This window comes from Bradyrhizobium sediminis, from assembly GCF_018736085.1.
In the GTDB taxonomy this organism is placed as follows: domain Bacteria; phylum Pseudomonadota; class Alphaproteobacteria; order Rhizobiales; family Xanthobacteraceae; genus Bradyrhizobium; species Bradyrhizobium sediminis.
On record NZ_CP076134.1, the window covers coordinates 5,493,196 to 5,514,686 of the forward strand.

A 21,491-nucleotide genomic window follows, 5' to 3' on the forward strand; every position below is an offset into this window, starting at 1 on the left:
AGGCCAAGACTACTGCATCAAGACCCCTGCATCACGTGTCTACCCACGAGTTTTCGATGACCTCCCTCGAAACCCGCGACCTGACCATTCGCTTCGGCGGCCACGTCGCGGTCAACCGCGTCAGTTGCACGTTCCGGCCGGGCGAACTGACCGCCATTGTCGGCCCCAACGGGGCCGGCAAGACTACCTATTTCAATCTGATCTCCGGACAATTGCGCCCCACCGACGGCAGCATCCTGTTCGACGGCGCCGATATCACGCAACTTACCGCACCCTTGCGCACCCGCGCCGGCCTCGGCCGCGCGTTCCAGCTGACCAATCTGTTTCCCAATCTGAGCGTGGAAGAAAATGTCCGCCTCGCGGTGCAATCCGCGCACGGCGTGCATTACGACATGCTGCGGCCGTGGATGACCCGCCGCGACCTGATCGCCCGCGCCGACGCCATTCTCGACGAGGTCGCGCTCGGCGGCCGACGCAATGTGGCGGCGACCGCGCTGTCCCACGGCGATCAGCGCAAGCTCGAAGTCGCGCTGATGATGGCGCTCAAGCCGAAGGTCTTCATGTTCGACGAACCCACCGCCGGCATGAGCATCGACGAGGTGCCGGTCGTGCTCAATCTGATTGCGAAGCTGAAGCAGGATTCGAGCAAGATCATCCTGCTGGTCGAGCACAAGATGGACGTGGTGCGCTCGCTGGCCGACCGCATCATCGTGCTGCATAACGGCCAGCTGGTCGCCGACGGCAAGCCGGCCGAGGTGATCGCCTCGCCGATCGTGCAGGAGGCCTATCTCGGCATCGCGCCCGGAAAGAGCGCGGCATGACCGACCTTCTCACCCTCGCCGGCGTGCATACCCATGTCGGGCGTTATCACATCCTGCACGGCGTCGACTTCAGCGTGACCGAGGGCAAGACCACGATGCTGCTCGGCCGCAACGGCGCCGGCAAGACCTCGACGCTGCGAACCATCATGGGCTTGTGGCAGGCTTCCGCCGGCCAGATCACGCTCGACGGGCAGCGCATCGAGGCGAGCGCGACGCCCGATATCGCGCAGCTCGGCGTCGGTTACGTCCCGGAGAGCATGGCGGTGTTCTCGGACCTGACGGTGAAGGAAAACCTGATCCTGGCCGCACGCGACGGGCCGCTCGACGATGCCAGGCTGGAATGGATTTTCGGATTCTTCCCCGCGCTGCGCCGTTTCTGGCTGTCGCGCGCCGGGGCGCTGTCCGGCGGGCAGAAGCAGATGCTTTCGATCGCCCGCGCCATCGTCGAGCCGCGCAAGCTGCTGCTGATCGACGAGCCGACCAAGGGCCTGGCGCCGGCCATCGTGGTGGCGCTGATCGAGTGCTTTGCCGAAATCAAGCGCCGCGGCGCCACCATCCTCATGGTCGAGCAGAATTTCCATGCCGCGCGCGAGGTCGGCGATTCCGTTCTGGTGATGGACAACGGCCAGATCGTTCATCGCGGTGAAATGTCGGCGCTGGCCAGCGACGTGGCGCTGCAGGAGCGGCTGCTCGGACTCAGCCTGGAGGCGCATCAGTGACCGACCTCGCCGCACCGGAAGCATTGCCCAAGCCGAAGCGGGATATCCTGCCGGCGCTGTTGCCGGCGATTCTCGCCCTCGCCATGCTGCCGTTGATCGGCTCGGGAAGTTCCTGGGTAACGCTGACGGTGGCCAGCCTCGCCATGGGCATGATGATCTTCATCATGGCGTCCGGGCTGACGCTGGTGTTCGGCCTGATGGACGTGCTCAATTTCGGCCACGGCGCCTTCATCGCGGTCGGCGCCTATGTCGCGACGCTGGTGCTGCTGCCGCTGGCGCCCTACGTGCAGGCCGACTCGCTGTTGACCAACCTGGCGGTACTGGCGCCGGCCGCCCTGCTGTCGATGGCGGTCTCCGGCGCGCTCGGGCTCGTGGTCGAGCGCGTGCTGATCCTGCCGGTCTACGGCCAGCACCTCAAGCAGATCCTGATGACGACCGGCGGATTGATCGTCGCCGAGCAGGCGCTGTATGCGCTGTGGGGGCCGCAGATCATTCCGCTGCCGCTGCCGGCCTCGTTGCGCGGTTCCTTCATCATCGGCGACGTCGCGATCGCGAAATACCGCCTGCTGGCGATGCTGCTCGGGCTGGTCGTATTCGCCGCGATCCAGCTGGTGCTGAACCGCACCAAGATCGGCCTCTTGATCCGCGCCGGCGTCGAAAACCGCGAGATGGTGGAAGCGCTCGGCTATCGCATCAGGCGGCTGTTCCTCGGCGTGTTCATGGTCGGCTCCGGCCTCGCCGGCCTCGGCGGCGTGATGTGGGCGCTGTATCGCGAGCAGGTGCACGCCTCGATGGGCGACGATCTCACGGTGCTGGTGTTCATCGTGGTGATCATCGGCGGCCTCGGCTCGATCGGCGGCTGCTTCATCGGCGCGCTGCTGGTGGCGATGGTCGCGAACTACGGCGGATTTCTGGTGCCGAAACTGGCGCTGGTCTCCAACATCCTGCTGATGGTCGCGATCCTGATGTGGCGCCCGCGCGGGCTATATGCGGTGACCTCCAGATGATGATTCTTTCAGGCGATCCGCCGCGCAGCCGGCTTCTCGGCATCCTGCTCGTCGTCATCATCGCGGCGCTGGCGGTGGCACCCTTCGTCTTTCCCGGCGCCAAGGCGATGAACGTCGCCACCAAGATCTGCATCTTCGCAGCATTGGTGGCATCCTACGACCTCTTGCTCGGCTACACCGGCTCGGTATCGTTCGCGCACACGATGTTTTACGGCATCGGGAGTTATTCGATCGCGATCGCGCTCTATTCGATGGGACCGAACTGGACGGCAGTGGCTGCCGGCGTTGTGACCGGCCTGCCGCTGGCGATGCTGCTGGCGCTCGGGATCGGGCTGTTTTCGTTGCGGGTCGAGGCGATCTTCTTTGCCATGATCACGCTGGCGGTGGCCTCCGCGTTCCTGGTGCTGGCCTCGCAACTGTCGTGGCTCACCGGCGGCGAGGACGGTCGCAGTTTTCAGCTGCCCGAATTGTTGCGGCCGGGCACGGTCATCATTCCGAAGGACTGGTTCGGATTCGCCATCAACGGCCGCGTACTGACCTATTATCTGATCTTCGTGGCGTGCGCCGCGATGATCCTGGCGCTGCTGCGGGTGGTGAATTCGCCGTTCGGCCGCGTACTGCAGGCGATCCGCGAAAACCGCTTCCGCGCCGAAGCCCTGGGCTTCCGCACCGTGTTTCATCTGACCTATGCCAATTGTCTTGCCGCCCTCGTCGCCGCCAGCGCCGGTATGCTGAACGCGCTGTGGCTGCGCTACGCCGGGCCGGACACGTCGCTCAGCTTTTCCATCATGCTGGACATTCTGCTGATGGTGGTGATCGGTGGCATGGGAACCATGTACGGCGCCATCATCGGCGCGACGATCTTCATTCTGGCGCAGAACTATCTGCAGGCGCTGATGGGCGCGGCCTCCAACGCAGCGGCCGAGGCCGGACTGCCATTGTTGCCGGGATTGCTGCATCCGGATCGCTGGCTGCTGTGGCTCGGCCTGTTGTTTATCGCCAGCGTCTATTTCTTCCCCACCGGCGTGGTGGGACGGTTACGAAATCCTTCGCGCAAACCATCTTGAGGGCTGTTGTAGCCCGTATTTCTACGGCCCGGACGCGCCATTAAGACCTGAGTAACCGGTTTTCCTAACCGGTATGCCATTTGTGCGTTGTATCCATACCCCCTGGGGTTGGCGAATGCGCAAATTGGCTTCCAGCGTGTGGAACGGGTTTACCGCGGCGATCGGGTCGCCGGCTCTTGCCGCGTCGATACGGCGTGGGCCGATCCTTTCGCTGATCCTGTGCGGCGGCCTGCTGGTCGCGGCAATCATCGTCGGCACGGTGATGATGGTCGGCGAATTCCGCGAGCGCACCCTCAGCAACACCGAGCGCGAACTCGAAAATACCGTGCTGCTGCTGTCCCAGCACTTCGAGCAGCAATTCGAAGACGCCGATGTCATCGCGAACAACCTGATCGCCCAACTGCAATTTTCCGAGATCGCTTCGCCCGAAATTTTCGAGAGGCAGATGTCGACGCCCGAAGCGCACCTGATGTTGCGATCCAAAGTCGGAACGCTGTCCCCTATCGGCGAAATCAAACTCTTCGATGCCAGGGGGACACTGATCAACTCATCGGGAGTCTGGCCGCTGCCGGCCATCAGCATTGCCGAGCGGGCCTATTTCAAGACCCTCAAATCGGATCCGGGCTCAAAAATTGCCCTGGCCGAGCCGGTTCGCATTTTCACCGGCAGTTGGACCACTGTCGTCGCCCACAGACTCACCGGGCCGAACGGGGTTTTTCTCGGCGTGATGGCGAGACGGATAGACCCCGATAATTTCGAGAAATTCTTCGCATCCGTCGCGCTTGGCAAGGGCGCCGCCATCTCCATGTTCCATCGCGACGGGACGATGCTGGCGCGCTATCCTCATATCGCCGACATGATCGGGCAAAAATTCAAGGGGGCGCCGCTGCTCAACAAGGTTCTGACCGAGGGCGGCCGGCAGACCCTCCGGATGCAGAGCCCCGTCGACGGGCTGCCACGGCTCGGTTCGGCGGCCGCCCTGAATCATTTGCCGGTCGTGGTCGTCGCGACCACGACCGTCGCCGCCGCGCTGGCCGACTGGCGCGAGCAAACCAGGCTGATCGTCGCCGCCGCCGTGCTGTCGGCGCTGGTGATCGCGGTCATTCTATTCCTGATCGTCAGGCAGATGGCCCGGCAAGGCCGGGATTCGCAGCAGCGGCTGGAATTGCAGAAGCAGCAGCTCGACACCGCCCTGAACAACATGACGCAGGGCCTCGTGCTGTATGACGCATCGGCGCGCATCATCCTCTGCAACCGGCGCTACATCGACATGTACGAACTATCGACCGACGTCGTGAAGCCCGGCTGCCACTTCCACGACCTGATCCGGCACCGCCAGGCGACGGGATCCTTCGACGGGAATGTCGAGGAGTTTTGCTCAAACATCATGCGCAATGTTGCGCAGGGCAAAATCACGCACATGACCATGGAAACCGGAGGCCGTTCGTATCTGATCGTCAACAAGCCGCTGACGCAGGGTGGCTGGGTCGCGACCATAGAAGACATAACGGAGCGCCGGAACCTCGAACAGGAACGCGACCGCAATCATGCGTTCCTGCGTCAGATCATCGACAACATACCGTCACAGATCACCGTCAAGGACGTGCGCGATCGCCGTTATCTCCTGGTCAACCGGGTGGCCGAGACCCATTTCGGCCTCTCGAGCGACGCCATCCTCGGCAAAACGGCACCGGACATATTTGCAGAGGCCGTCGCCGATGCGGTCACGGCACGCGACGAGGAGGCCCTGCGATCAGCTGACGGCTGGTTCCTCGACGCGACCCCGTGGGAAAGCTCGACGCTGGGCCCCCGCTTCGTGACTTCAACGCGCATTGGAATCCGCGATCAGGCCGGCGAGACCCGATACCTCGTCAATGTCGTCGACGACGTGACCGACCGGCGGCGCGCCGACGAAAGGATCGCCCACCTCGCGCACTACGACGCGCTGACTGACCTGCCGAACCGGGTGCTGTTCCGCGAACAGATCGAACGTGAACTGCAGCGAACCGGCCGCGGCGAGCAGTTCGCACTGCTCTATATCGACGTCGACGAATTCAAGGGCATCAACGATTCGCTCGGACATCACGTCGGCGATGAACTGCTGAAGGCCGTGGCTAACCGCCTCCGGAGCTGCATCAGGGAAACCGATCTCATCGCACGGCTTGGCGGCGACGAATTCGCGGTCATTCAGACTGGCGTCCGGAACACCCGCGAGGTCGTGGAGTTCGTAACGCGCATTCACGAGACCATCCGGCAGCCCTATCAATGCCTCGGCCACCAACTTTCGACCGACGCCAGCATCGGCATTGCAATGGCGCCGCAGGACGGCACCGATCTGGATCAGCTGATCAAGAATGCCGATCTGGCAATGTATGGCGCCAAGGCCGGGGGACGCCGGACCTATCGCTTCTTCGAGCCGGCCATGGATGCCAGCGCGAAGGCGCGGCTTGCCATGGAGCAGGACCTGCGTCAGGCGCTCGTGGATGGCGGCTTCGAAATTCACTATCAGCCCCTCGTCGATCTTCGCCATAACGAGGTGACCGGCTGCGAAGCTTTGCTGCGCTGGCGCCATCCGGAACGCGGCATGATTTCTCCCGCCGAGTTCGTACCGGTCGCGGAAGACACCGGCCTGATCGTCGAGCTCGGCGAATGGGTCTTACGCACCGCCTGCGCCGAAGCGGCGACCTGGCCGGATCACGTCCGAATTGCCGTCAACGTCTCGCCGGTTCAACTGAAGTGCCCGACGCTGGCGCTGAAGATCACAAGCGCATTGGCGGCCTCCGGCCTGAAGGCGAGCCGGCTGGAGCTCGAGATCACCGAGGCAGTACTGATCCGCGACGACGAGACCGCGCTCGCCATCCTGCATCAGCTCCGCGCCATCGGTGTCCGGATCGCGCTGGACGATTTCGGCACCGGCTATTCCTCGCTGAGCTATCTGAAGCGCTTCCCCTTCGACAAGATCAAGATCGACCGCTGCTTCGTCAGCGACATCACGGAGATCGACGGCTCGTCGGCGATCGTGCAGGCGGTGGTGAACATCGCAGCCTCCCGCGACATGACGACGACGGCGGAAGGCGTCGAAACATCAGAGCAGAAGGAACTGCTTCGCGCGCTGGGCTGCACTGAGATGCAGGGCTACCTGTTCAGCGCCGCGAAACCCGGCCCGCAAGTGCGGCAACTGTTCGGCACGCAACCGGCGATGAAGGCGGCCGTGGCCTAGCTACGAAGATTCCGCAGTTGCCCGGCGAAGTCCCGGGCGGCGCCGTTGCGGCGCCGCCGGAATTTTTCCTTCACGACGACCGTTTGCGGCCGGTCCACATCGCCTTCACGAGATTCTCACGGTGCAGCAGGCTCGAAGCCGCAACACCCAGGACATGCAGGCTGGCCAGCACCAGCGTGCCGTGGGCGAGCGCCTCGTGAAGCTTCTCGACCCATTTGGCCCCCCAATAGGCGTCCGTCGTCATCATGTAACCGGTCACAGCGGTGCCGATCAGTGCCGCGAGCAGCGCTACGATCATCGCACCGCCGGCGGGATTGTGGCCGAGATAGCGCGGCGCCCTGAGGTTCGCGACATCCCGCAGGTAGGCCAGCACATCGCGCGGCGACCGCACGAAACTCGAAAACCGCGCGTGGTGCGGACCGACGACGCCCCAGGCCAGGCGGAGCGCCAGCAGAGTGGCGATGCCGTAGCCGGCGGCGATATGCACGCCCTCGATCTCGTCGCCGGTGACGAAGGCGACGACGAACAGCGTCAACAGCGTCCAGTGGAACAGCCGCACGAACGGGTCCCACACCTTGACCGTTGCCGGCGGCACTGTGCCGCCGGCTTCGATCGCGTCATGCGTGAATGCCATGGCGGGGGCCGTTACAGCTGGCCGACGATGGCGGCGGAAGTCGGATCGACAAACAGTTCGACGCGGCTGCCGTTCTTGTCGATGGTATAAAGCTCGCCGCAGGCGGCCTTCAGCTTTGCCTTTTGAACCTTGTAGCCCTGCGCCTCGATCTTGGCCTGGAGGGCATCGAGGGAGAGCCACTGGCTCTGCGGCGCCGACGTGCAGGGCCGCCCGAGGCTGCCGGCGTTGGCGAACGTCGCCGTGGCAAGCAGGGCAGCGGTAGCGAGCATTGCGATCTTGGTCATGGGAAGTCTCCGTGGTGGGCGCCTGCCTGCTGGCAGCGCTGGAAAAGGGATCGATCCCGATGGGTGCCTTTGATCCATGTCATCGACCGGTCAGCGTCCCATCGGTATTGGATAACGATGGTTAGTGGCGCCGACCGTGGTCCCGTCGCTCATCGTGGCGTTCGTGGGCTTCATCGTGATGTTCGCGGTGGCCGCGACGGGCGTCGTGGTGTTCCCTGCGGGATTCATGGTGGCGCTCATGTGCGTATTCTTCGCCACGCACGGCAGGCCGGGTCGCCTCGGTGGTGCTTCCGATCTCCGTGGCGGTGACATCTTTGGCCTGGGCCAGCGCTCCGGCGCCGAACAGGGTGATGAGGGTACCGAGCAAGATGGTCTTGCGCATGGTGATATCTCCTGGGCTTGCGTCCCGACCGCCTATCCGGCCAGCGACGGGATGCACTATCGGCCGGCACCGCTGACAACCGCCTGTTGACCGATGTCAGCGAACTGTCAGGCGGTCCATGTCAGGGGTGACGTCGAAAGGAATTGAGTGCAGTGATGGGCTTGCGTTCGAAAGGATTGGCTTTTGGCTTGCTGTCAGCGCTTGCGGTGTTCGCGGCCGGTGCGCGGGCCGACGACCACCGCGACCATGACGTGGCGCGGCAGGCCGTCGAACGCGGCGAGATCAAGCCGCTTGCCGAAATCCTGCAGATGGTGCGCGACAAGCTTCCCGGCGAGGTCGCCGGCGTGAAGATCGAACGCAAGGGTGGACGGCTGATGTACGAATTGCGGATCGTCGGCGCACAAGGACGCCTTCTTGAAGTTTACGTCGATGCGGCGACCGGCGCGATTGGCCGCACCCGGGAGAAATGATGCGCGTGCTGCTCGTCGAGGATGACCGCAGGATCGCCGCCGAGGTCGAGCGCGCGCTGGTGGCGGCTGGCTATGTGGTCGATCGCGAAAGCAAGGGCGAGGAAGCCTGGTTCCGCGGCGACACCGAGGACTATGCCGCGATCATTCTGGACCTGGGATTGCCCGGCATGGACGGACTGGCCGTACTCAAGCGCTGGCGCGCAAGCGGCCGTACCACGCCTGTTCTGATTCTCACGGCGCGCGGCAGCTGGAGCGAGCGCGTCGACGGCATCGATGCCGGCGCCGACGACTATCTGCCAAAGCCGTTTCAGATGGAGGAATTGCTGGCACGACTGCGCTCCGTCCTGCGCCGCTCGGCCGGACGGGCCTCCTCCGTGGTGACGATCGGCGATCTCACCCTCGACGAGCGCCAGATGAAGGTCAGCGTGCGCGGCGTCCCGATCAACCTGTCGGCGCTGGAATATCGCGTGATGGCCTATCTGATCCACCAGCGCGGTCGCGTCGTGTCGCAGCTCGAGCTCAGCGAAAACATCCATGGTACCGACGACGCCCACGATTCCAACGCCATCGAGGTTCTGGTCGGCCGCCTGCGCCGCAAGCTCGGCATCGATCTCATCGAGACCAGGCGCGGCTTCGGCTACCTGATTCCGGAGCCGGCCGGATGAGCCGGAATTCGCTGCGGCTGCGCCTCGTCGCCGGCGGCATCGCCGCGATCGTGCTTGCGCTGGCGCTGGCCGGTCTCGGTCTGACGCTATTGTTCGAGCGCCATGTCGGCCGCACCGTCTCCCAGGATCTCGATGTCCATCTCAAGAAGCTGTTGGCCGGCCTCGACGTCGACGCCGACGGGCGCATGGTTGTCAACAATGGCCCCGTCGATCCGCGGTTTTCCGAACCGCTGTCGGGCCTGTATTGGCAGATCGCCGACGACCGCGGCCAGACGCTGCGCTCGCGCTCGCTGTGGGATTCATCTTTGCTGCTGCCGAAGGACGAGCCCGCCGCCGGCGAAGTGCATCGCCACGAAGCGACCGGCCCCGGCAACGGCCGGGTTCTGCTTGCCGAACGCCGGGTCCGGCTCAACATCAACGGGCGCGATGCGCCGGTCACGGTCGCGGTCGCGATCGACGCCGCGCATGTCGCGGCGGCGACCACCGCGTTCGCCACCGACCTCGCGACGGCGCTCGGCCTGCTCGGGATTGCGCTGGCGGCGGCAACCGCTGTACAGGTCGGGCTGGGGCTGCGGCCGCTCGACGTCCTCAGGCGCGGCGTGGCCAATATCCGCGCCGGCCGCGACCGGCGGCTCGCAGCCGCCGTGCCTGACGAAGTCCGGCCGCTGGTCGACGAGGTCAATGCACTGCTGGCTGCGCGCGCCGAGGAAGTCGAGCGCTCCCGTCACCGCGCCGCCGATCTTGCCCACGGCCTGAAGACGCCGCTTGCCGCTCTCGCCGCCGATGCCGGCCGTCTGCGCGAGGCGGGACAGTCGGTTGTTGCCGACGGCATCGATGAGGTGATCGGGACCATGCGCCGTCATGTCGACCGGGAACTTGCACGGGCCCGGCTGCACGGCGCCGGGCGTTCCCGGCCGGATGCATCGACAACGCTGGCGCCGCTGGTTCGCTCACTGGTAGCGACGCTGGCGCGGACGCCGGACGGCGCCCGGATCGCCTGCGAGATCGCGATGACGGATGAAGTGACGGTGCCGTTCGAGCGCGCCGATCTCGCCGAGGTGCTGGGCAATCTGCTCGAGAACGCAACGCGCCATGCCCGCAACCGGGTCCGGATCGCCGCCGCAGCGGACGGCCGCAACATCACCGTTGAGGACGACGGCGCCGGCATTCCCGAAGCGGTCCGGCCAACCGTCCTCGCCCGCGGCGAACGGCTCGACGAACGCGGCGGCGCCGGGCTTGGTCTTGCCATCGTCCAGGACGTCGTCGAAGCCTATGGCTGGACGTTGCAGCTGGATACGTCGGAACTCGGCGGACTGCGCGCCACACTCCAGCCGAATGCTTCGACCGAGCTTGCCGGCTAGCCCGCATTCATTGGACGGCATTCACGGACGCCAGCGATTCAAGCCGGCGCACCCAGAACGTTTCCGGAAGGCGCCCGGCTGATGGTTTCCTTGCAGCGATGCCATTCCCGCATCGGCGCATCGGCAACCCCCTGGCGCGACAGCGCGAGATACTCGCTGCGCAGGATGATGCTCACGACTTCGCCCGAGCCGTTTTCTCCTGCCGGGACGACATAGTCGAAAGCATGGCGGCTGTAGTTGCCGTCGATTTGCTTGCCGCCCGGCGTGGTGATCCTCTCGGCGCGGATCGACATCCGCAGCCCGTCGGTGCTGCACCAGTCGCCGTCGATGGCGTCGGCGCGGCCGACGCCGGTTTGCAGCAGCACGCCCATCGCGGCCAGCACGATCAGCATACGCGTGGACATCGGCGCCTCCATCGCAAAAGGGCATCATCTGCTGGCATTTTGCCACAGACGAGGTACGCCCGCATCAGGACAGTTTTGCGCTAGGATCAGGCAATTGCGCGACGCCAGATTCCTATTCTTCCGCGCTCGGCCGTCCGCCCGACAGATCCCTCCACGAAAATGAGTGCAGCCATGGCCAACATCGAATCCCGTCTCAACGCTCTCGGCCTGGTGCTGCCGCCGGCCTTCGCGCCGCCGCCCGGCATTGTCCTGCCTTTCGTCAATGTGCGCAGAATCGGCAACCGCGCCGTTCTTGCCGGGCACGGGCCGCAGAGCCCCGAGGGACCGCTGGCGCAGCCGCTCGGCAAGGTCGGCCGCGAGCTGACCATCGAGCAGGGCTATGCGGCCGCAAGGCTCACGGCGCTGTCGATGCTGGGCTATCTCAAGCGCGCGCTCGGCGATCTCGACCGCGTTACGCATTGGGTGCGCATTTTCGGCATGGTCAATTCGGCGCCCGGCTTCGTCCAGCAACCCGCCGTCATCAACGGCTTCTCCGACCTCATCCTCGAACTCTGGGGACCCGAGGCCGGCGCCCACGCCCGCAGCGCGGTCGGCATGGCCGAACTGCCGTTCGGGATGCCGGTGGAAATCGAGGGCGAGGTCCAGATCGCGGATTAGCCGCAAATCGACTTGATTGTCGGGCCTATCGTCATAGGGTTGCAGTACCATTCCCCGCGACGCGCTCACATCGAGGAATCCGCATGCAGCCTGTTTCCCTCCTCCTGAACATCTTCTGGATCCTGCTCGGCGGCGCGTGGATGGCCGCGGGCTGGATGATTGCCGCCGTCGTCATGGCCATCACCATCATCGGCCTGCCCTGGGCAAGGGCCGCGTTCAATATCGCCGTCTATACCCTGCTGCCGTTCGGCTCCAAGGCGGTGCGTCGCGACGAAGTCACCGGCCAGCCCGACATCGGCACCGGACCGCTCGGCGTGATCGGCAACCTGATCTGGCTGTTGCTGGCAGGCTGGTGGCTGGCGCTCGGGCACATCGTCACCGCGGTCATCCTTGCGGTAACCATCATCGGCATCCCCTTCGCCTGGGCACACGTCAAACTCGCCGGCATCGCGCTGTGGCCGATCGGCAAGGTGATCGTTCCGGCATAGGACGTCATCCCGAGGGGCGTGCCCGGGACGTGACTAGCGCCTCAGCGCCAGGCTTCGTGCGATTCAGTCGGCTGGTCGCGGACCCAGTTCGGCCTCAGCAGAACCTTGAGGCCGGCCTCGAACGGGAGAACCCCCACCTGGCGCGCGTCCTCGGTGATCCTGATCGCCCAGCTCCTGGGAACCTCCGGATGCTCCTGGACCAGCCTTTGAACGACACCCGCGGCAAATAGCAGGGCATCGATATCGTCGGCCAAAGCCGTCCCATCGTGGCCATGGCCATCAATGGGGTTGATCGGATCGCAGACCTGGAATCTGTAAAACGGCATGGAATATGAATGCCCAACCCTTGTTGTTCCCGCTTTGACATCGATCAACCCTGCGGCCCGCCCTGCGGCAACATTTGTCAAGGGGAACCTGCAAGACCTTCGCCGCCTGATCCTTCCGGTCGACGAACTCGACCGGCCTTGAAGACTTGGCTCCCTATGCCGCCAGCCGGCCACGGTTGTTTTCGGCGAGGATCGGGCGGATCAGCCGTCCGAAGCGCTCGGCCTCTTCGTCGTGCAGATAGCCGGACAGGCAGAACGAATGACAGCCGGCGTCGATGAATTGCTGCAGCGTCGCGGCGCATTGAACGGGATTGCCGACCACCGCAATCCCGGCGCCGGGCCGCACCTTGGTGATGCCGGTCCATAGATGCGGCATCAGGAGGTCGCCATGCTCGCGGGCGAGCTCCTGCACGCGCCGGTTGGCTTCCGACTTGTTGTAGAGCGTTTTCATCTCCTGCTTCTGCCGTTCGGTCGCGTCGCGCACCAGCACATCGGCGGCTTCCCAGGCATCGGCTTCATCTTCGCGGCAGATTACCTGCAGCCGCATGCCAAATCCGATTGTCTGGTCGCGGCCATGGGTGCGGGCCATCCGCCTGATCTCGGCGATGTTATCGGCGATCCGATCCGGCAGGTCGCCCCAGAACAAATGCACGTCGGAATGCTTCGCCGACATTTCCCACGCCTGCCGCGAGCCGCCTCCGAGATAGAATTTCGGGAACGGCTGCTGCAGCGGCCGCGGCCGGATATGCGCGCCGGACAGCGTGTGGAATTTGCCTTCGAAATGCACCGGACCGCGTGTGGTCCACAGCGCCTTCAGGATCGAAACCTCCTCCTCCATCAGCGCGTAACGCTCTTCCTTGGCGTAGCGCACGCCCTCGCCTTCGACCTCGCTTTCGTTCTGGCCCGCGATCAGGTTGATGCAGATGCGCCCGCCCGACATCTGGTCGAAGGTCGAGATCATCTTGGCCAGCAGCACCGGATTGATGTAGCCGGGCCGTGCCGCGATCAGCGGCTTGATCTTCGACGAACGCGCCGCCATGAACGCGCCGGTGATCCAGGCCTCCCAGCACACCGAGCCGACCGGGATCAGCAAATATTCGAAGCCCGCCTTCTCCGCGGCCTGCACCACGCGGTCGCACAAGTCAGGCGATCCCGGCACCTGGGCCTCGGGCACGCCATAGGCCGTGGTGTCGCCATGTGTGGGCAGGTACCAGCCGAATTCGAGCGGACGCATGAACTTCTCTCCTTGATGCGCGGCTTTGGCCTGCGCGATTTCCTCAAGGGCAGTGTACAGGCTGCGTCGGGCGGGACAATCGGGGTATACCCCCGACGGCCCCAGGCCGGCCAATCAGCCTCAAATCCATCAGGAGGCGCTGACGATCTCGCGAGGATTGGTCGAACGGACAGATCGTTCGTCGACCAGATAGTTCGTCAGCAATGCGCCGGCCCACATGGCGGCAAGGGCCACCCAGGATGTCAGGGCAAAGATCGCTCCGCCGGTGACGCCGGCGCCGACGGCGCATCCGCCGGCCAGCATGCCGCCGAAGCCCATCAGCGCCGCGCCGAACAGGTAGCGGCTCATACTCGGTCCGTCCTGAAATCCCTGCATCTTCCATTCGCCCGCCAACAGCGCGGCAAACAGCGAGCCGGCGAACACGCCGGGAACCAGGCCGACGTCGAACCCCAGCTGCAAGGACGGTGAATTGATCAGTCCCATCAGCGTGTCGGCCGATGGCCCGATAAAACTGATGCTCTTGACCTGAACCAGATTGAATGAGGCTTGTGAGACGCGAAACGTCAACAGCCAGCCCGCCGCAACGGCAAGGCCGACGCCCACGGCGCTGGCGCCGGCAAGGGCGCCGACGCGGGCGCGCCGCGCCAGCCATAGCGCGCCGCCGAGCCCAAGCATGCCCAGAAACAGGCCCAACACTGCGCCAGCGTCGACGATTGCAAGCAGGCTGCGCGAAGGGCCGCCCTGCACGGTCCACAATTCGGACAGCGCTTCCCGGACAGGCGAGAGGAACCCTCGCAGCGAGGCCTGGCCGACGATGGTAAGGACCAGCCCGGAAATGAGCGCGCGCAGATTTCCGGTCGCCGACAGAACCAATAGGCGGCTCGCGCAGCCGCGCGCCAGGATCATGCCGGAGCCGAACAGCACGCCGCCGATCAGGCTGCCGGAGAGGCTGCCTCGCGCGGCAAGCTGGCGGGCGCTGGAAACGTCGAGCAGCCCCGAGGCGATGAGCGCATTGGTGCCGGCAACGGCGGCAGAGAACGTCAATAGCCAGATCGAGAACTTCGAGCCAAACAGCCCGTGCGAGAATTCGATCACGGCGGATCGCAGGCAGAATTTGCTCGACTGCGCGAAAGCGCCGAACAGCATTCCGATCAGCAGCCCCCCTGCGGCAAGAACCACCGCATCGCCGGCAAGATCGATGAATGATTCCAGATACAAGCCGTTCGGGCCTTTCGTCGGCTGACGGACCATGGCGCTGACTAGATTGTCAGGAGATCGCTGCCGGTCCTTGATTTGGCGCAATCAACCGCTTCGTCGGGGGTATCCCCGACGCGGGCCGGTCCCCTCACTTCGATCTCAGCAACCGCTCGCGATAAGCCTCCAGCCCCAGCCGGACGTCCTTGTCCTCGACCCATTCGCCTGTTTCATCCATTACGCCGGCCTCCAGCATCGCGGCTGCGCAGGGCCAGTGCAGATCGACCCAGCGCGGAATATCGGCCTCCGGCATGGCGCTCCGCCGGCAGATCCGCTCGGTCATTTCGCGGGCCAGTGGTTCGATGTTGGAAGAGGTCATGGGATCGTCGTCGCCGGGTTCCAGGTCGCGCTGGTTTTATACGAGGACATGGCCGAGAGCGTGGCAATCGGCGCCGACGCGGCCGACCTGTTGGATAGAGCACTGTGTGAATTTCAGCGTTTGGTTGCCGGTCTGGCGGTGGCGAGGATGGCGGCGATGGCCGCATTGCCCTCCGCCTCCAGCGCGGCGATGGCTTCCCGGGCCCAGAGATAGGCCGCGTCGAAAATCTCGGTATGGCGTTCGAATTCCGTCACGCCGATCTCGGGCGAAAGCGGCGGCCGCATCACATGATCGAGCGGCGCGGCCGGCAGCATATCGTAACGCTGATGCGCCACCAGACTTCGCCACAACACGTTGACCGCGCTCGGCGCCGCCGGCAGCAGCTTCTTGCGGAACGGCGTCAGCATCGCCATGACCAGCTCGAACCGCCCGGGCAGCGCGGCATATTCGACGTCGAACATCTCGGCCGCGGGGTCGCCGAAATGCACCACCAGATTGGGACCGCTCTTCAATTGATGCATCTGTGCGAGCGGCACATTGTCGATCAGGCAGCCATCGACCAGCATCGCGCCCTCCGCCGTGTAGAACGGCGGCAATAGCCCGGGGATCGCGCTCGAGGCACGCACCGCCTGCCACAGCAACCCCGACCGGATCAGTTCGAGGTTGTGGGTGGAAAGATTGGTCGCGACCGCCGCGAAAGGCCGCCAGCAGTCCTCGATCCGGCAGTCGGCGCCGTATTGGTCGGCGAGCGCGCGATCGAAGGCCTTGTGGTCCAGCAGGGCATAACGCGGCCAAGTCGGCCGCCGGAAGCTGCGGCTCCTGACGAAGATCTCGTGCGTGCCGCGCTCGAGATGCTCGGCCTCGTGGTTCTTGGCGAAACCGGCCGCCATCGCCGAACCGACGCTGGTGCCGACAAAGATATCAAACACGACGCCGCGCTCGCGGAACGCCTTGTAGATGCCGACATGAGCCGATCCGAAGCTGCCGCCGCCGGCGGCGACGAAGCCGACCGCGCGGCCGGACAGGAACCGGACCAGGCTGTCGATATCGACCTGATCCGCGATCGCGACATGGTGATGCATGAAGCTGGGCAGGCGGGCGAGCCAGGCCGCGGTGCCGCTGACCTCGCCGCTGCGCCGGTCATGGACGCGAACGAGGCGGCGCGCCGCTTCGGGATGAACTTCGCAGGCGAAGGCCTCGACATCCGTCAGCACGCCGGCGGCGGGCGCCTTGCCATGGCATACGAATACGACCATGTCGGCTTGGCGGATCGCCTTGCGCGTCCAGGCCGAGTCTTCGCGACCGCCGAGATAGACCACCAGTGGCGCGGTCTGTTCGATCTTGTTGAGCCAGCCGGTGACCTCAGGCGCATCCAGAGCCCGTCCGGGAAACATGGCGGCAAGGCGGTTGGGATCGACGATCTCGGCATCGGTCGCGGCCAGTTGGTCGCGCATCCGGCGATCGAACGCGTCCGGAGCAGGCGCGTATCCGCCCTGAATGAACGCCACCGTTCGCGCCTTCGGCGACGCGCGAACCGGGATAAGCCGCGCCGTCTCCCTGGCGAACCGCAGCGCCAGCGCCGCCAGCAGCGCTTCAACGATGGCCGGTGCTTCTTCGGCAAGTTCCTGATAGGCCGCGCGGGTCAGCACCAGAACGCTGGTGTCGCGGATCGCAACTACATTGGCGGTGCGCGGGATATTGGCGAAGAAGCCGATCTCGCCGACCAATTCGCCGGCGCGCAGCTCGGCAATCGGCGCGGCGTCGCCGATCTTGCGCACCGCTAGCGCGCCGTGCAGCACCACGAACAGGGCGTCCGAGGGCGCCCCTTGCGCCACCAGCATCTGCCCGCGCACCAGATCCTGGCGGACCATGGCGCGGATAGCCTTGCGCCGCTGTTCGGAACTGAGCGTTCTGAACAGTGCGAAATCCTCGGATACGTTTCCCCATGCAAATGTCGAGCTTGGCCCGTCCATCGGCGACACCCGCCTTTATTTGACGGACAATGTATAACCGCCCCGCTCCGGCGGCGAGCCATTTGGGATTCGCTGCGCCAGCTAGCCGCGGCGATGCGGACGGAGGGGGCGGAATTGGATAATCCCGAACGACCAATAAGGCCCCATCAAAGCCAATTATTCGGGAGAAACGGCGGTCAAGGCCCCGCTTGCGCCCGGCACGCGCTTTTGCGGCGCACCCGGCCCGATTTGAAGGCGCGACTTCCGCCTTTTGCCGGCTTTGCCCGGCCATCCTCTGCAGGGCCGTTGCCCCTGCCCGGCCAATCGGCTAAATGGACCGCAACGCACCCGTAGCTCAGCTGGATAGAGCGTTGCCCTCCGAAGGCAAAGGTCACACGTTCGAATCGTGTCGGGTGCGCCATTTTGTTGCAGCGAAGACTACGCCGGCCCACGCGCCATCAGGCAGGATGTCTCACGGTCACGCCGGGTCGCTGCGGCGCCATCCAAAAATATCGAAAACAACCCCATGCAAAGTAGCAGGCGGCCGCCGGAGCCGACGCTTTGAGCCGATACTTGACACGTCGGCCAAATCAGCAGCACTACTTCATCCTCGCAAAATCAGTTAACGCGACAGCGGGCGCGCAACGGCGACTGCTTGGTGTGACGTTAGGCGATACACCCCCACCTATGATCGGACGCTGCATTGCGACAGCTTCAAGACATCGATGCGATCATATTCCGCGTGGGTACCGTCGAGGACGAGCTGCCGATGGAAGTCGAAGGCGGCCGCCAGGCGAAAGGCGAGCGCAGGCGGGCGGCGGCTCGTCGTCGAGCCGGAATTCACAATAGTTTGGTGCACTGTCACCGTAATTCGGTAACGGATCGCGTCGATCGTATCGGGCGGTTCGATTGGCCAGCGCTTGCGCTCGTAGTCCTCGATGATCAGTGCGAGAAGATCAAAACGATCGGCCTCCGGTGCCCCGGGCTTCGGTTCGTTCTCGAAGTACCGCTCAATCTCGTTCAGCGCGACGTCGTAGTCCGCTTCGGAGTGAAGTGGACGGATCATCTTTTTCGCCATGACACGATCTCCGGATCGATGCGGTCGTACTCGGCGTGAGTACCGATGAACTTCACGAGCAAGCGGCCGAAGGAAGACGCCACGTGGACGACCAGTCGGTATTTGTTGCCGCCCAGATCAAAGATGACCCGATTGTCGCCTACGAAGTCGACGGAGTCACCACCAGATAGCCCGTGGGCGTAGAACCAAAGGGATAGGTGATCGCCAATCCAACCACACTCGCTATCCATAAAACCATGGGGGTCACCTCGGCGTTCTAATTTCAGGCAGTCATCATTTGGTCATCTATGTCTACGTCTTTGACCGCCATGGGTCCAAGAAGCAACTCTGCACGTTGCGAATTCTTGATTTCCGCACGCCAGAGTTCGGAGGGATCGAAGACCTACATAGTCGGGAAGCCGTAGAGCCATGCCCTTTTGACTCGACGGTGAGGCTATATATCATGGCGATCTTTTATGTACTTGAGGAGTGTCCATGGTTCTTCTCGCGCCAGCCGTCGGCGGATGCAGTTGCGGCAAGCTGCGATACAGCATCATCAAGGAGCCTTTAACTGTCTATATCTGTCATTGCCATCAATGTCAGAAGAGAACCGGCAGCCCATTTAGCATGTCGCTTGTAATGCCGGCAGACGGCTTTCGCCTCGATGAAGGCGAGCCTGTGCGGAGTGAACGAGTTCTGCATACTGGACAAAAAAACTATTCGGTTTCATGCGGTGCATGCTACTCACGCCTCTACACCCAACGAAATGTTTCGGAGACGCTCAATTTGCGCGCTGGGACGTTGGATGAAACCAGCCAAATTCGGCCCGTCGTGCAGATGTGGACCAGCAGCGCTCAACCGTGGGCCATTCAACAAGATATTCTGAGCTACTCCGAGCAGCCAACCGACTACACACCTTGGCTCGACGCGTGGAAGGCTAGAGAGTAGCTCGACGTGCTACCGGCAAAGGCTTTGACGGTTCTACGATGATTGCTGGAAAGGCGCGTTACATGGAGAAGTCCACAAGGTCCCGCCCCCGAACGACCACCGCAATCACGATACGGCCAATGAACGAGAGCGACGTACCGGAGCTGCTTCGGCTCATGCGTGCGATCGTCAGCTTTGAGCGTGCTCAGAACTTCAGCTTATACCAACGGCCTCAAGGAATGACCGTCGCCCAGGTTCTGGATGTGATTGAGGCAACGCGCTCGGGGTCGTCGGCGAAGAAGCGCCAAGCAGCGCAGGATTTGTCGACAATGTCGTCGTAGCTTTCGAACACGGTGATGGCGAGTTTGTTGCCGCGCAGATATTCCCAGACATTCTCGACCGGGTTCAGCTCTGGAGCGTAGGGCGGCAGGCGGACGAGCGTGATGTTGCTTGGAACGGAGAGACGCGCCGCGACGTGATAGCCTGCGCCATCAATGACGAGCGCAGCATGTGCTCCCGGCGCAACACGGCGGCCGATTTCGGCCAGATGCATGGACATGGCATCGGTATCGGCGGCGGGCAGGACGAGCGCCGCCGTAGCTCGGCGTTGCGGACAGACGGCGCCAAAAATGTAAGCCCACTCGTAGCGTTGGTCGCGTGGCGCACGAGGCCTTGTTCCTCGCTTGGCCCAGACGCGGGTCAGCGTCCCTTGCTGGCCGATGCGGGCTTCGTCCTGGAACCAGATTTCGATGGGTTTGTCTTTCGCGCGGTCGGGGAGTTGCGCCGCGACCGTTGCGGCAAAGTTTTTTTAAAGGCCTCCTGGGCTTCTTCGTCGGCCTGCGGATGGCGCGGACGCACCGAGAGCCGGCGGTAGCCGAGCTTCGCCAGCACCTTGCCGACCGAGCGTTCATGCAATGCGACGCCAAAGCGCCGTTGCAACTCGTCGCGCAAATCCACGCGCCGCCAGCGCACTACCCCATGGCGAGCCGGATCGGGCCCGGCCTCAACCAGCTTGGCCAGTTCGGCTTGCTGCTCCGCTGTGAGTTTTGGCGTGGGACCTGGCGTCTTCAAATCGTGCAGGCCGTCCAAGCCCTCAGCGTTGTAGCGATGCACCCAATCCCGCAGGGTCTGGCGATCCATGCCGCAGCTCTCCGCCGCCGACTTGCGATCCATCCCATCGAGCACCATCGCAAGAGCCAACATCCGCCGTGCTGCTGAACCATCCTTCTCCCGGCCCGCCGCCGCACGAAGGTCCTTTGCCGTCAAATCAAGCCGTAGGATCCTAACCGCTCCACCCATCGATGCTGCTCCTCTCAAAAGCAAACATCGAGTCAGAGTTTCTCTGATTTGGGAATCCCAAAATGAGTCAAAAGCCGCGGCCGTTGGTATTAGACGAAGCGGAGCTGCTTCGCCGTGGCTTCGGTAAGCGGCCCGAATTTGGCGCTTACGTCGCAGACGCAGGCACGGGGTCACTCGCCGGAATGGTGGTCCACTACGAAATCCCGTTCATGCATACGCTGCAACCACTTCTGATGCTGAAGTGGCTCTATGTTGATCCCGAGTGCCGAGGTGGGCGCGTCGGCCAAAGGCTCATGCGGCAAATGGCCCTGCATGCCCGCGCGACAGGGCACGAGCGCTTCTGCTGGTTCGTGCTGAACGACAATGTGTTGGCGCATTCATTTTACCGCGGCCTCGGCGCGACGGAGGACCCTGAGTGGCGGCGGTGGATTATGCCTACCAACGCTTTGAACCGACTCGTGGAAGGCGCAGAATGATCGTCACCTGCCATTTAGCATGCCTAGAGCGCACGCAATAATGCCGTCGGTTCTGGTCGAACTCATCAGTGGCGACATGGTGGAAAGCTTAGGAAGCGCGGTCGCGGCTGGTCGCCGGCGCACACGACGCTGAAGTCGGCTCGGGGTCATTTGCGCAATTCTGGCGCCCCGCCGTCAACCTCCGGTCCACCCCCAAGAACGGACATTCGCGCCGATTCCGAGGATGGCTCTGCACCTTGTCCATGGAGGCGCATCGAGATGGCCGCGACATCGGAAAACTGCTCCCTGTTGTGGGTGCAGCGTTAATTCGCATGCGGTCGCACATTCTCGGGTTCTAGCGTGTGATAGGCTGCGACGTCATAGTGCCACGGCGAAACAATATTGCCCATCTTCATCGACCGTGGTGCGCCATGATTTCAATGCCCTGGCGACGTGCGTCTACGGTGCGATGGGGCGTGGCTACCACAT

23 protein-coding genes, 1 tRNA gene and 1 pseudogene are annotated in these 21,491 nt (G+C 63.9%); 14 read left to right on the top strand and 11 right to left on the bottom strand.

The genetic code is table 11. The features are described from left to right. The first annotated feature begins 56 nt into the window (after positions 1–56). From KMZ29_RS26250 to KMZ29_RS26270, 5 genes are all read left to right on the top strand, one after another. On the top strand, positions 57–821 hold the full coding sequence (locus KMZ29_RS26250) for an ABC transporter ATP-binding protein (protein WP_215621877.1): 765 nt from the start codon (positions 57–59) through the stop codon (positions 819–821). Next, a complete protein-coding gene (locus tag KMZ29_RS26255; RefSeq protein ID WP_215621878.1) occupies positions 818–1,540 on the top strand; it encodes an ABC transporter ATP-binding protein in 723 nt (240 codons plus the stop codon). The genes KMZ29_RS26250 and KMZ29_RS26255 overlap by 4 nt, the downstream gene beginning before the upstream one ends. Further along, positions 1,537–2,547 carry a branched-chain amino acid ABC transporter permease gene (locus tag KMZ29_RS26260; protein ID WP_215621879.1) on the top strand — a complete coding sequence of 337 codons (1,011 nt, stop codon included), beginning with the start codon at positions 1,537–1,539 and terminating at the stop codon, positions 2,545–2,547. The genes KMZ29_RS26255 and KMZ29_RS26260 overlap by 4 nt, the downstream gene beginning before the upstream one ends. After that, a complete protein-coding gene (locus KMZ29_RS26265) occupies positions 2,544–3,614 on the top strand; it encodes a branched-chain amino acid ABC transporter permease (RefSeq protein WP_215621880.1) in 1,071 nt (356 codons plus the stop codon). The genes KMZ29_RS26260 and KMZ29_RS26265 overlap by 4 nt, the downstream gene beginning before the upstream one ends. A gap of 115 nt (positions 3,615–3,729) precedes the next feature. Then, entirely contained in the window at positions 3,730–6,834 is a 3,105-nt protein-coding gene (locus KMZ29_RS26270) for a bifunctional diguanylate cyclase/phosphodiesterase (RefSeq protein ID WP_215621881.1), read from the top strand. Positions 6,835–6,904: 70 nt separating this feature from the next. Here KMZ29_RS26270 and KMZ29_RS26275 read toward each other — a convergent pair whose 3' ends face one another. Together KMZ29_RS26275 and KMZ29_RS26280 are read right to left on the bottom strand one after the other, a co-directional pair. After that, entirely contained in the window at positions 6,905–7,468 is a 564-nt protein-coding gene (locus tag KMZ29_RS26275; RefSeq protein WP_215621882.1) for a cytochrome b/b6 domain-containing protein, read from the bottom strand. 11 nt (positions 7,469–7,479) lie between these two features. Further along, positions 7,480–7,752 (bottom strand): PepSY domain-containing protein, encoded by a 273-nt coding sequence (locus KMZ29_RS26280; RefSeq protein WP_215621883.1) that lies wholly within the window; start codon positions 7,750–7,752, stop codon positions 7,480–7,482. Between the two features lie 124 nt (positions 7,753–7,876). Between KMZ29_RS26280 and KMZ29_RS26285 the strand changes: the two genes are divergently transcribed. The 4 genes from KMZ29_RS26285 to KMZ29_RS26300 all read left to right on the top strand — a co-directional run bounded on the left by KMZ29_RS26285 (position 7,877) and on the right by KMZ29_RS26300 (position 10,630). Further along, positions 7,877–8,224: a hypothetical protein gene (locus tag KMZ29_RS26285; RefSeq protein WP_215621884.1), complete on the top strand. Its 348-nt coding sequence runs from the start codon at positions 7,877–7,879 to the stop codon at positions 8,222–8,224. Between the two features lie 98 nt (positions 8,225–8,322). Next, a complete protein-coding gene (locus KMZ29_RS26290; RefSeq protein WP_369810055.1) occupies positions 8,323–8,604 on the top strand; it encodes a PepSY domain-containing protein in 282 nt (93 codons plus the stop codon). Continuing rightward, the gene (locus KMZ29_RS26295) at positions 8,604–9,269 is read left to right on the top strand and encodes a response regulator transcription factor (protein ID WP_215604094.1); all 666 of its coding nucleotides are present in this window, start codon (positions 8,604–8,606) and stop codon (positions 9,267–9,269) included. The genes KMZ29_RS26290 and KMZ29_RS26295 overlap by 1 nt, the downstream gene beginning before the upstream one ends. Next, positions 9,266–10,630, top strand: a complete 1,365-nt coding sequence (locus KMZ29_RS26300) for a sensor histidine kinase (RefSeq protein WP_215621885.1) — start codon at positions 9,266–9,268, stop codon at positions 10,628–10,630. Before KMZ29_RS26295 ends, KMZ29_RS26300 begins: the two co-directional genes overlap by 4 nt. A gap of 38 nt (positions 10,631–10,668) precedes the next feature. Here the strand turns inward: KMZ29_RS26300 and KMZ29_RS26305 are convergent, their stop codons facing one another. After that, on the bottom strand, positions 10,669–11,034 hold the full coding sequence (locus KMZ29_RS26305; RefSeq protein ID WP_215621886.1) for a hypothetical protein: 366 nt from the start codon (positions 11,032–11,034) through the stop codon (positions 10,669–10,671). Positions 11,035–11,205: 171 nt separating this feature from the next. Between KMZ29_RS26305 and KMZ29_RS26310 the strand changes: the two genes are divergently transcribed. Then, the gene (locus KMZ29_RS26310) at positions 11,206–11,691 is read left to right on the top strand and encodes a RidA family protein (RefSeq protein WP_215621887.1); all 486 of its coding nucleotides are present in this window, start codon (positions 11,206–11,208) and stop codon (positions 11,689–11,691) included. Between the two features lie 83 nt (positions 11,692–11,774). Continuing rightward, positions 11,775–12,179 (top strand): YccF domain-containing protein, encoded by a 405-nt coding sequence (locus KMZ29_RS26315; protein ID WP_215621888.1) that lies wholly within the window; start codon positions 11,775–11,777, stop codon positions 12,177–12,179. Positions 12,180–12,220: 41 nt separating this feature from the next. Here KMZ29_RS26315 and KMZ29_RS26320 read toward each other — a convergent pair whose 3' ends face one another. From KMZ29_RS26320 to KMZ29_RS26340, 5 genes are all read right to left on the bottom strand, one after another. Continuing rightward, positions 12,221–12,505: a hypothetical protein gene (locus tag KMZ29_RS26320; RefSeq protein ID WP_215621889.1), complete on the bottom strand. Its 285-nt coding sequence runs from the start codon at positions 12,503–12,505 to the stop codon at positions 12,221–12,223. A gap of 154 nt (positions 12,506–12,659) precedes the next feature. Further along, positions 12,660–13,739 (bottom strand): LLM class flavin-dependent oxidoreductase, encoded by a 1,080-nt coding sequence (locus KMZ29_RS26325; RefSeq protein WP_215621890.1) that lies wholly within the window; start codon positions 13,737–13,739, stop codon positions 12,660–12,662. A gap of 129 nt (positions 13,740–13,868) precedes the next feature. Next, positions 13,869–14,957 carry a YeeE/YedE family protein gene (locus KMZ29_RS26330; protein WP_215621891.1) on the bottom strand — a complete coding sequence of 363 codons (1,089 nt, stop codon included), beginning with the start codon at positions 14,955–14,957 and terminating at the stop codon, positions 13,869–13,871. Between the two features lie 127 nt (positions 14,958–15,084). Beyond that, on the bottom strand, positions 15,085–15,312 hold the full coding sequence (locus KMZ29_RS26335) for a hypothetical protein (RefSeq protein ID WP_249779795.1): 228 nt from the start codon (positions 15,310–15,312) through the stop codon (positions 15,085–15,087). A 113-nt stretch (positions 15,313–15,425) separates the two neighbouring features. Then, positions 15,426–17,183, bottom strand: a complete 1,758-nt coding sequence (locus tag KMZ29_RS26340; RefSeq protein ID WP_249779796.1) for a patatin-like phospholipase family protein — start codon at positions 17,181–17,183, stop codon at positions 15,426–15,428. 425 nt (positions 17,184–17,608) lie between these two features. Here KMZ29_RS26340 and KMZ29_RS26345 point away from each other — a divergent pair. After that, positions 17,609–17,685: transfer RNA gene (locus KMZ29_RS26345), tRNA-Arg, on the top strand. A gap of 264 nt (positions 17,686–17,949) precedes the next feature. Here KMZ29_RS26345 and KMZ29_RS26350 read toward each other — a convergent pair. Both KMZ29_RS26350 and KMZ29_RS26355 read right to left on the bottom strand, forming a co-directional pair. After that, the gene (locus KMZ29_RS26350; protein WP_215621893.1) at positions 17,950–18,342 is read right to left on the bottom strand and encodes a helix-turn-helix domain-containing protein; all 393 of its coding nucleotides are present in this window, start codon (positions 18,340–18,342) and stop codon (positions 17,950–17,952) included. Next, a pseudogene (locus tag KMZ29_RS26355) lies at positions 18,327–18,503 on the bottom strand (type II toxin-antitoxin system HigB family toxin); the annotation flags it as partial. The gene KMZ29_RS26350 and the pseudogene KMZ29_RS26355, both read right to left, overlap by 16 nt. A gap of 313 nt (positions 18,504–18,816) precedes the next feature. Here KMZ29_RS26355 and KMZ29_RS26360 point away from each other — a divergent pair. After that, positions 18,817–19,269 carry a GFA family protein gene (locus KMZ29_RS26360; RefSeq protein WP_215621895.1) on the top strand — a complete coding sequence of 151 codons (453 nt, stop codon included), beginning with the start codon at positions 18,817–18,819 and terminating at the stop codon, positions 19,267–19,269. Positions 19,270–19,480: 211 nt separating this feature from the next. Here the strand turns inward: KMZ29_RS26360 and KMZ29_RS26365 are convergent. Next, positions 19,481–20,547 (bottom strand): IS630 family transposase gene (locus KMZ29_RS26365; RefSeq protein WP_215620268.1). Its coding sequence is split into 2 segments (ribosomal slippage): positions 19,481–20,058 and positions 20,058–20,547, totalling 1,068 coding nucleotides; the frame shifts between segments, so codons are not numbered across the junction. A 62-nt stretch (positions 20,548–20,609) separates the two neighbouring features. Here KMZ29_RS26365 and KMZ29_RS26370 point away from each other — a divergent pair. Beyond that, a complete protein-coding gene (locus tag KMZ29_RS26370; RefSeq protein ID WP_215621896.1) occupies positions 20,610–21,023 on the top strand; it encodes a GNAT family N-acetyltransferase in 414 nt (137 codons plus the stop codon). Positions 21,024–21,491 lie beyond the last annotated feature (468 nt).

What these genes read in the sequence shown, in the direction of transcription:
- KMZ29_RS26300 (WP_215621885.1), top strand. Translation starts at nt 9,266, where the DNA reads ATGAGCCGGAATTCGCTGCGGCTGCGCCTCGTCGCCGGCGGCATCGCC.
- KMZ29_RS26320 (WP_215621889.1), bottom strand. Translation starts at nt 12,505, where the DNA reads ATGCCGTTTTACAGATTCCAGGTCTGCGATCCGATCAACCCCATTGAT.
- KMZ29_RS26335 (WP_249779795.1), bottom strand. Translation starts at nt 15,312, where the DNA reads ATGACCTCTTCCAACATCGAACCACTGGCCCGCGAAATGACCGAGCGG.
- KMZ29_RS26295 (WP_215604094.1), top strand. Translation starts at nt 8,604, where the DNA reads ATGCGCGTGCTGCTCGTCGAGGATGACCGCAGGATCGCCGCCGAGGTC.
- KMZ29_RS26305 (WP_215621886.1), bottom strand. Translation starts at nt 11,034, where the DNA reads ATGTCCACGCGTATGCTGATCGTGCTGGCCGCGATGGGCGTGCTGCTG.
- KMZ29_RS26315 (WP_215621888.1), top strand. Translation starts at nt 11,775, where the DNA reads ATGCAGCCTGTTTCCCTCCTCCTGAACATCTTCTGGATCCTGCTCGGC.
- KMZ29_RS26265 (WP_215621880.1), top strand. Translation starts at nt 2,544, where the DNA reads ATGATGATTCTTTCAGGCGATCCGCCGCGCAGCCGGCTTCTCGGCATC.
- KMZ29_RS26370 (WP_215621896.1), top strand. Translation starts at nt 20,610, where the DNA reads ATGAGTCAAAAGCCGCGGCCGTTGGTATTAGACGAAGCGGAGCTGCTT.
- KMZ29_RS26270 (WP_215621881.1), top strand. Translation starts at nt 3,730, where the DNA reads ATGCGCAAATTGGCTTCCAGCGTGTGGAACGGGTTTACCGCGGCGATC.
- KMZ29_RS26310 (WP_215621887.1), top strand. Translation starts at nt 11,206, where the DNA reads ATGGCCAACATCGAATCCCGTCTCAACGCTCTCGGCCTGGTGCTGCCG.
- KMZ29_RS26250 (WP_215621877.1), top strand. Translation starts at nt 57, where the DNA reads ATGACCTCCCTCGAAACCCGCGACCTGACCATTCGCTTCGGCGGCCAC.
- KMZ29_RS26340 (WP_249779796.1), bottom strand. Translation starts at nt 17,183, where the DNA reads ATGGTCCGCCAGGATCTGGTGCGCGGGCAGATGCTGGTGGCGCAAGGG.
- KMZ29_RS26275 (WP_215621882.1), bottom strand. Translation starts at nt 7,468, where the DNA reads ATGGCATTCACGCATGACGCGATCGAAGCCGGCGGCACAGTGCCGCCG.
- KMZ29_RS26360 (WP_215621895.1), top strand. Translation starts at nt 18,817, where the DNA reads ATGGTTCTTCTCGCGCCAGCCGTCGGCGGATGCAGTTGCGGCAAGCTG.
- KMZ29_RS26280 (WP_215621883.1), bottom strand. Translation starts at nt 7,752, where the DNA reads ATGACCAAGATCGCAATGCTCGCTACCGCTGCCCTGCTTGCCACGGCG.
- KMZ29_RS26350 (WP_215621893.1), bottom strand. Translation starts at nt 18,342, where the DNA reads ATGGCGAAAAAGATGATCCGTCCACTTCACTCCGAAGCGGACTACGAC.
- KMZ29_RS26255 (WP_215621878.1), top strand. Translation starts at nt 818, where the DNA reads ATGACCGACCTTCTCACCCTCGCCGGCGTGCATACCCATGTCGGGCGT.
- KMZ29_RS26325 (WP_215621890.1), bottom strand. Translation starts at nt 13,739, where the DNA reads ATGCGTCCGCTCGAATTCGGCTGGTACCTGCCCACACATGGCGACACC.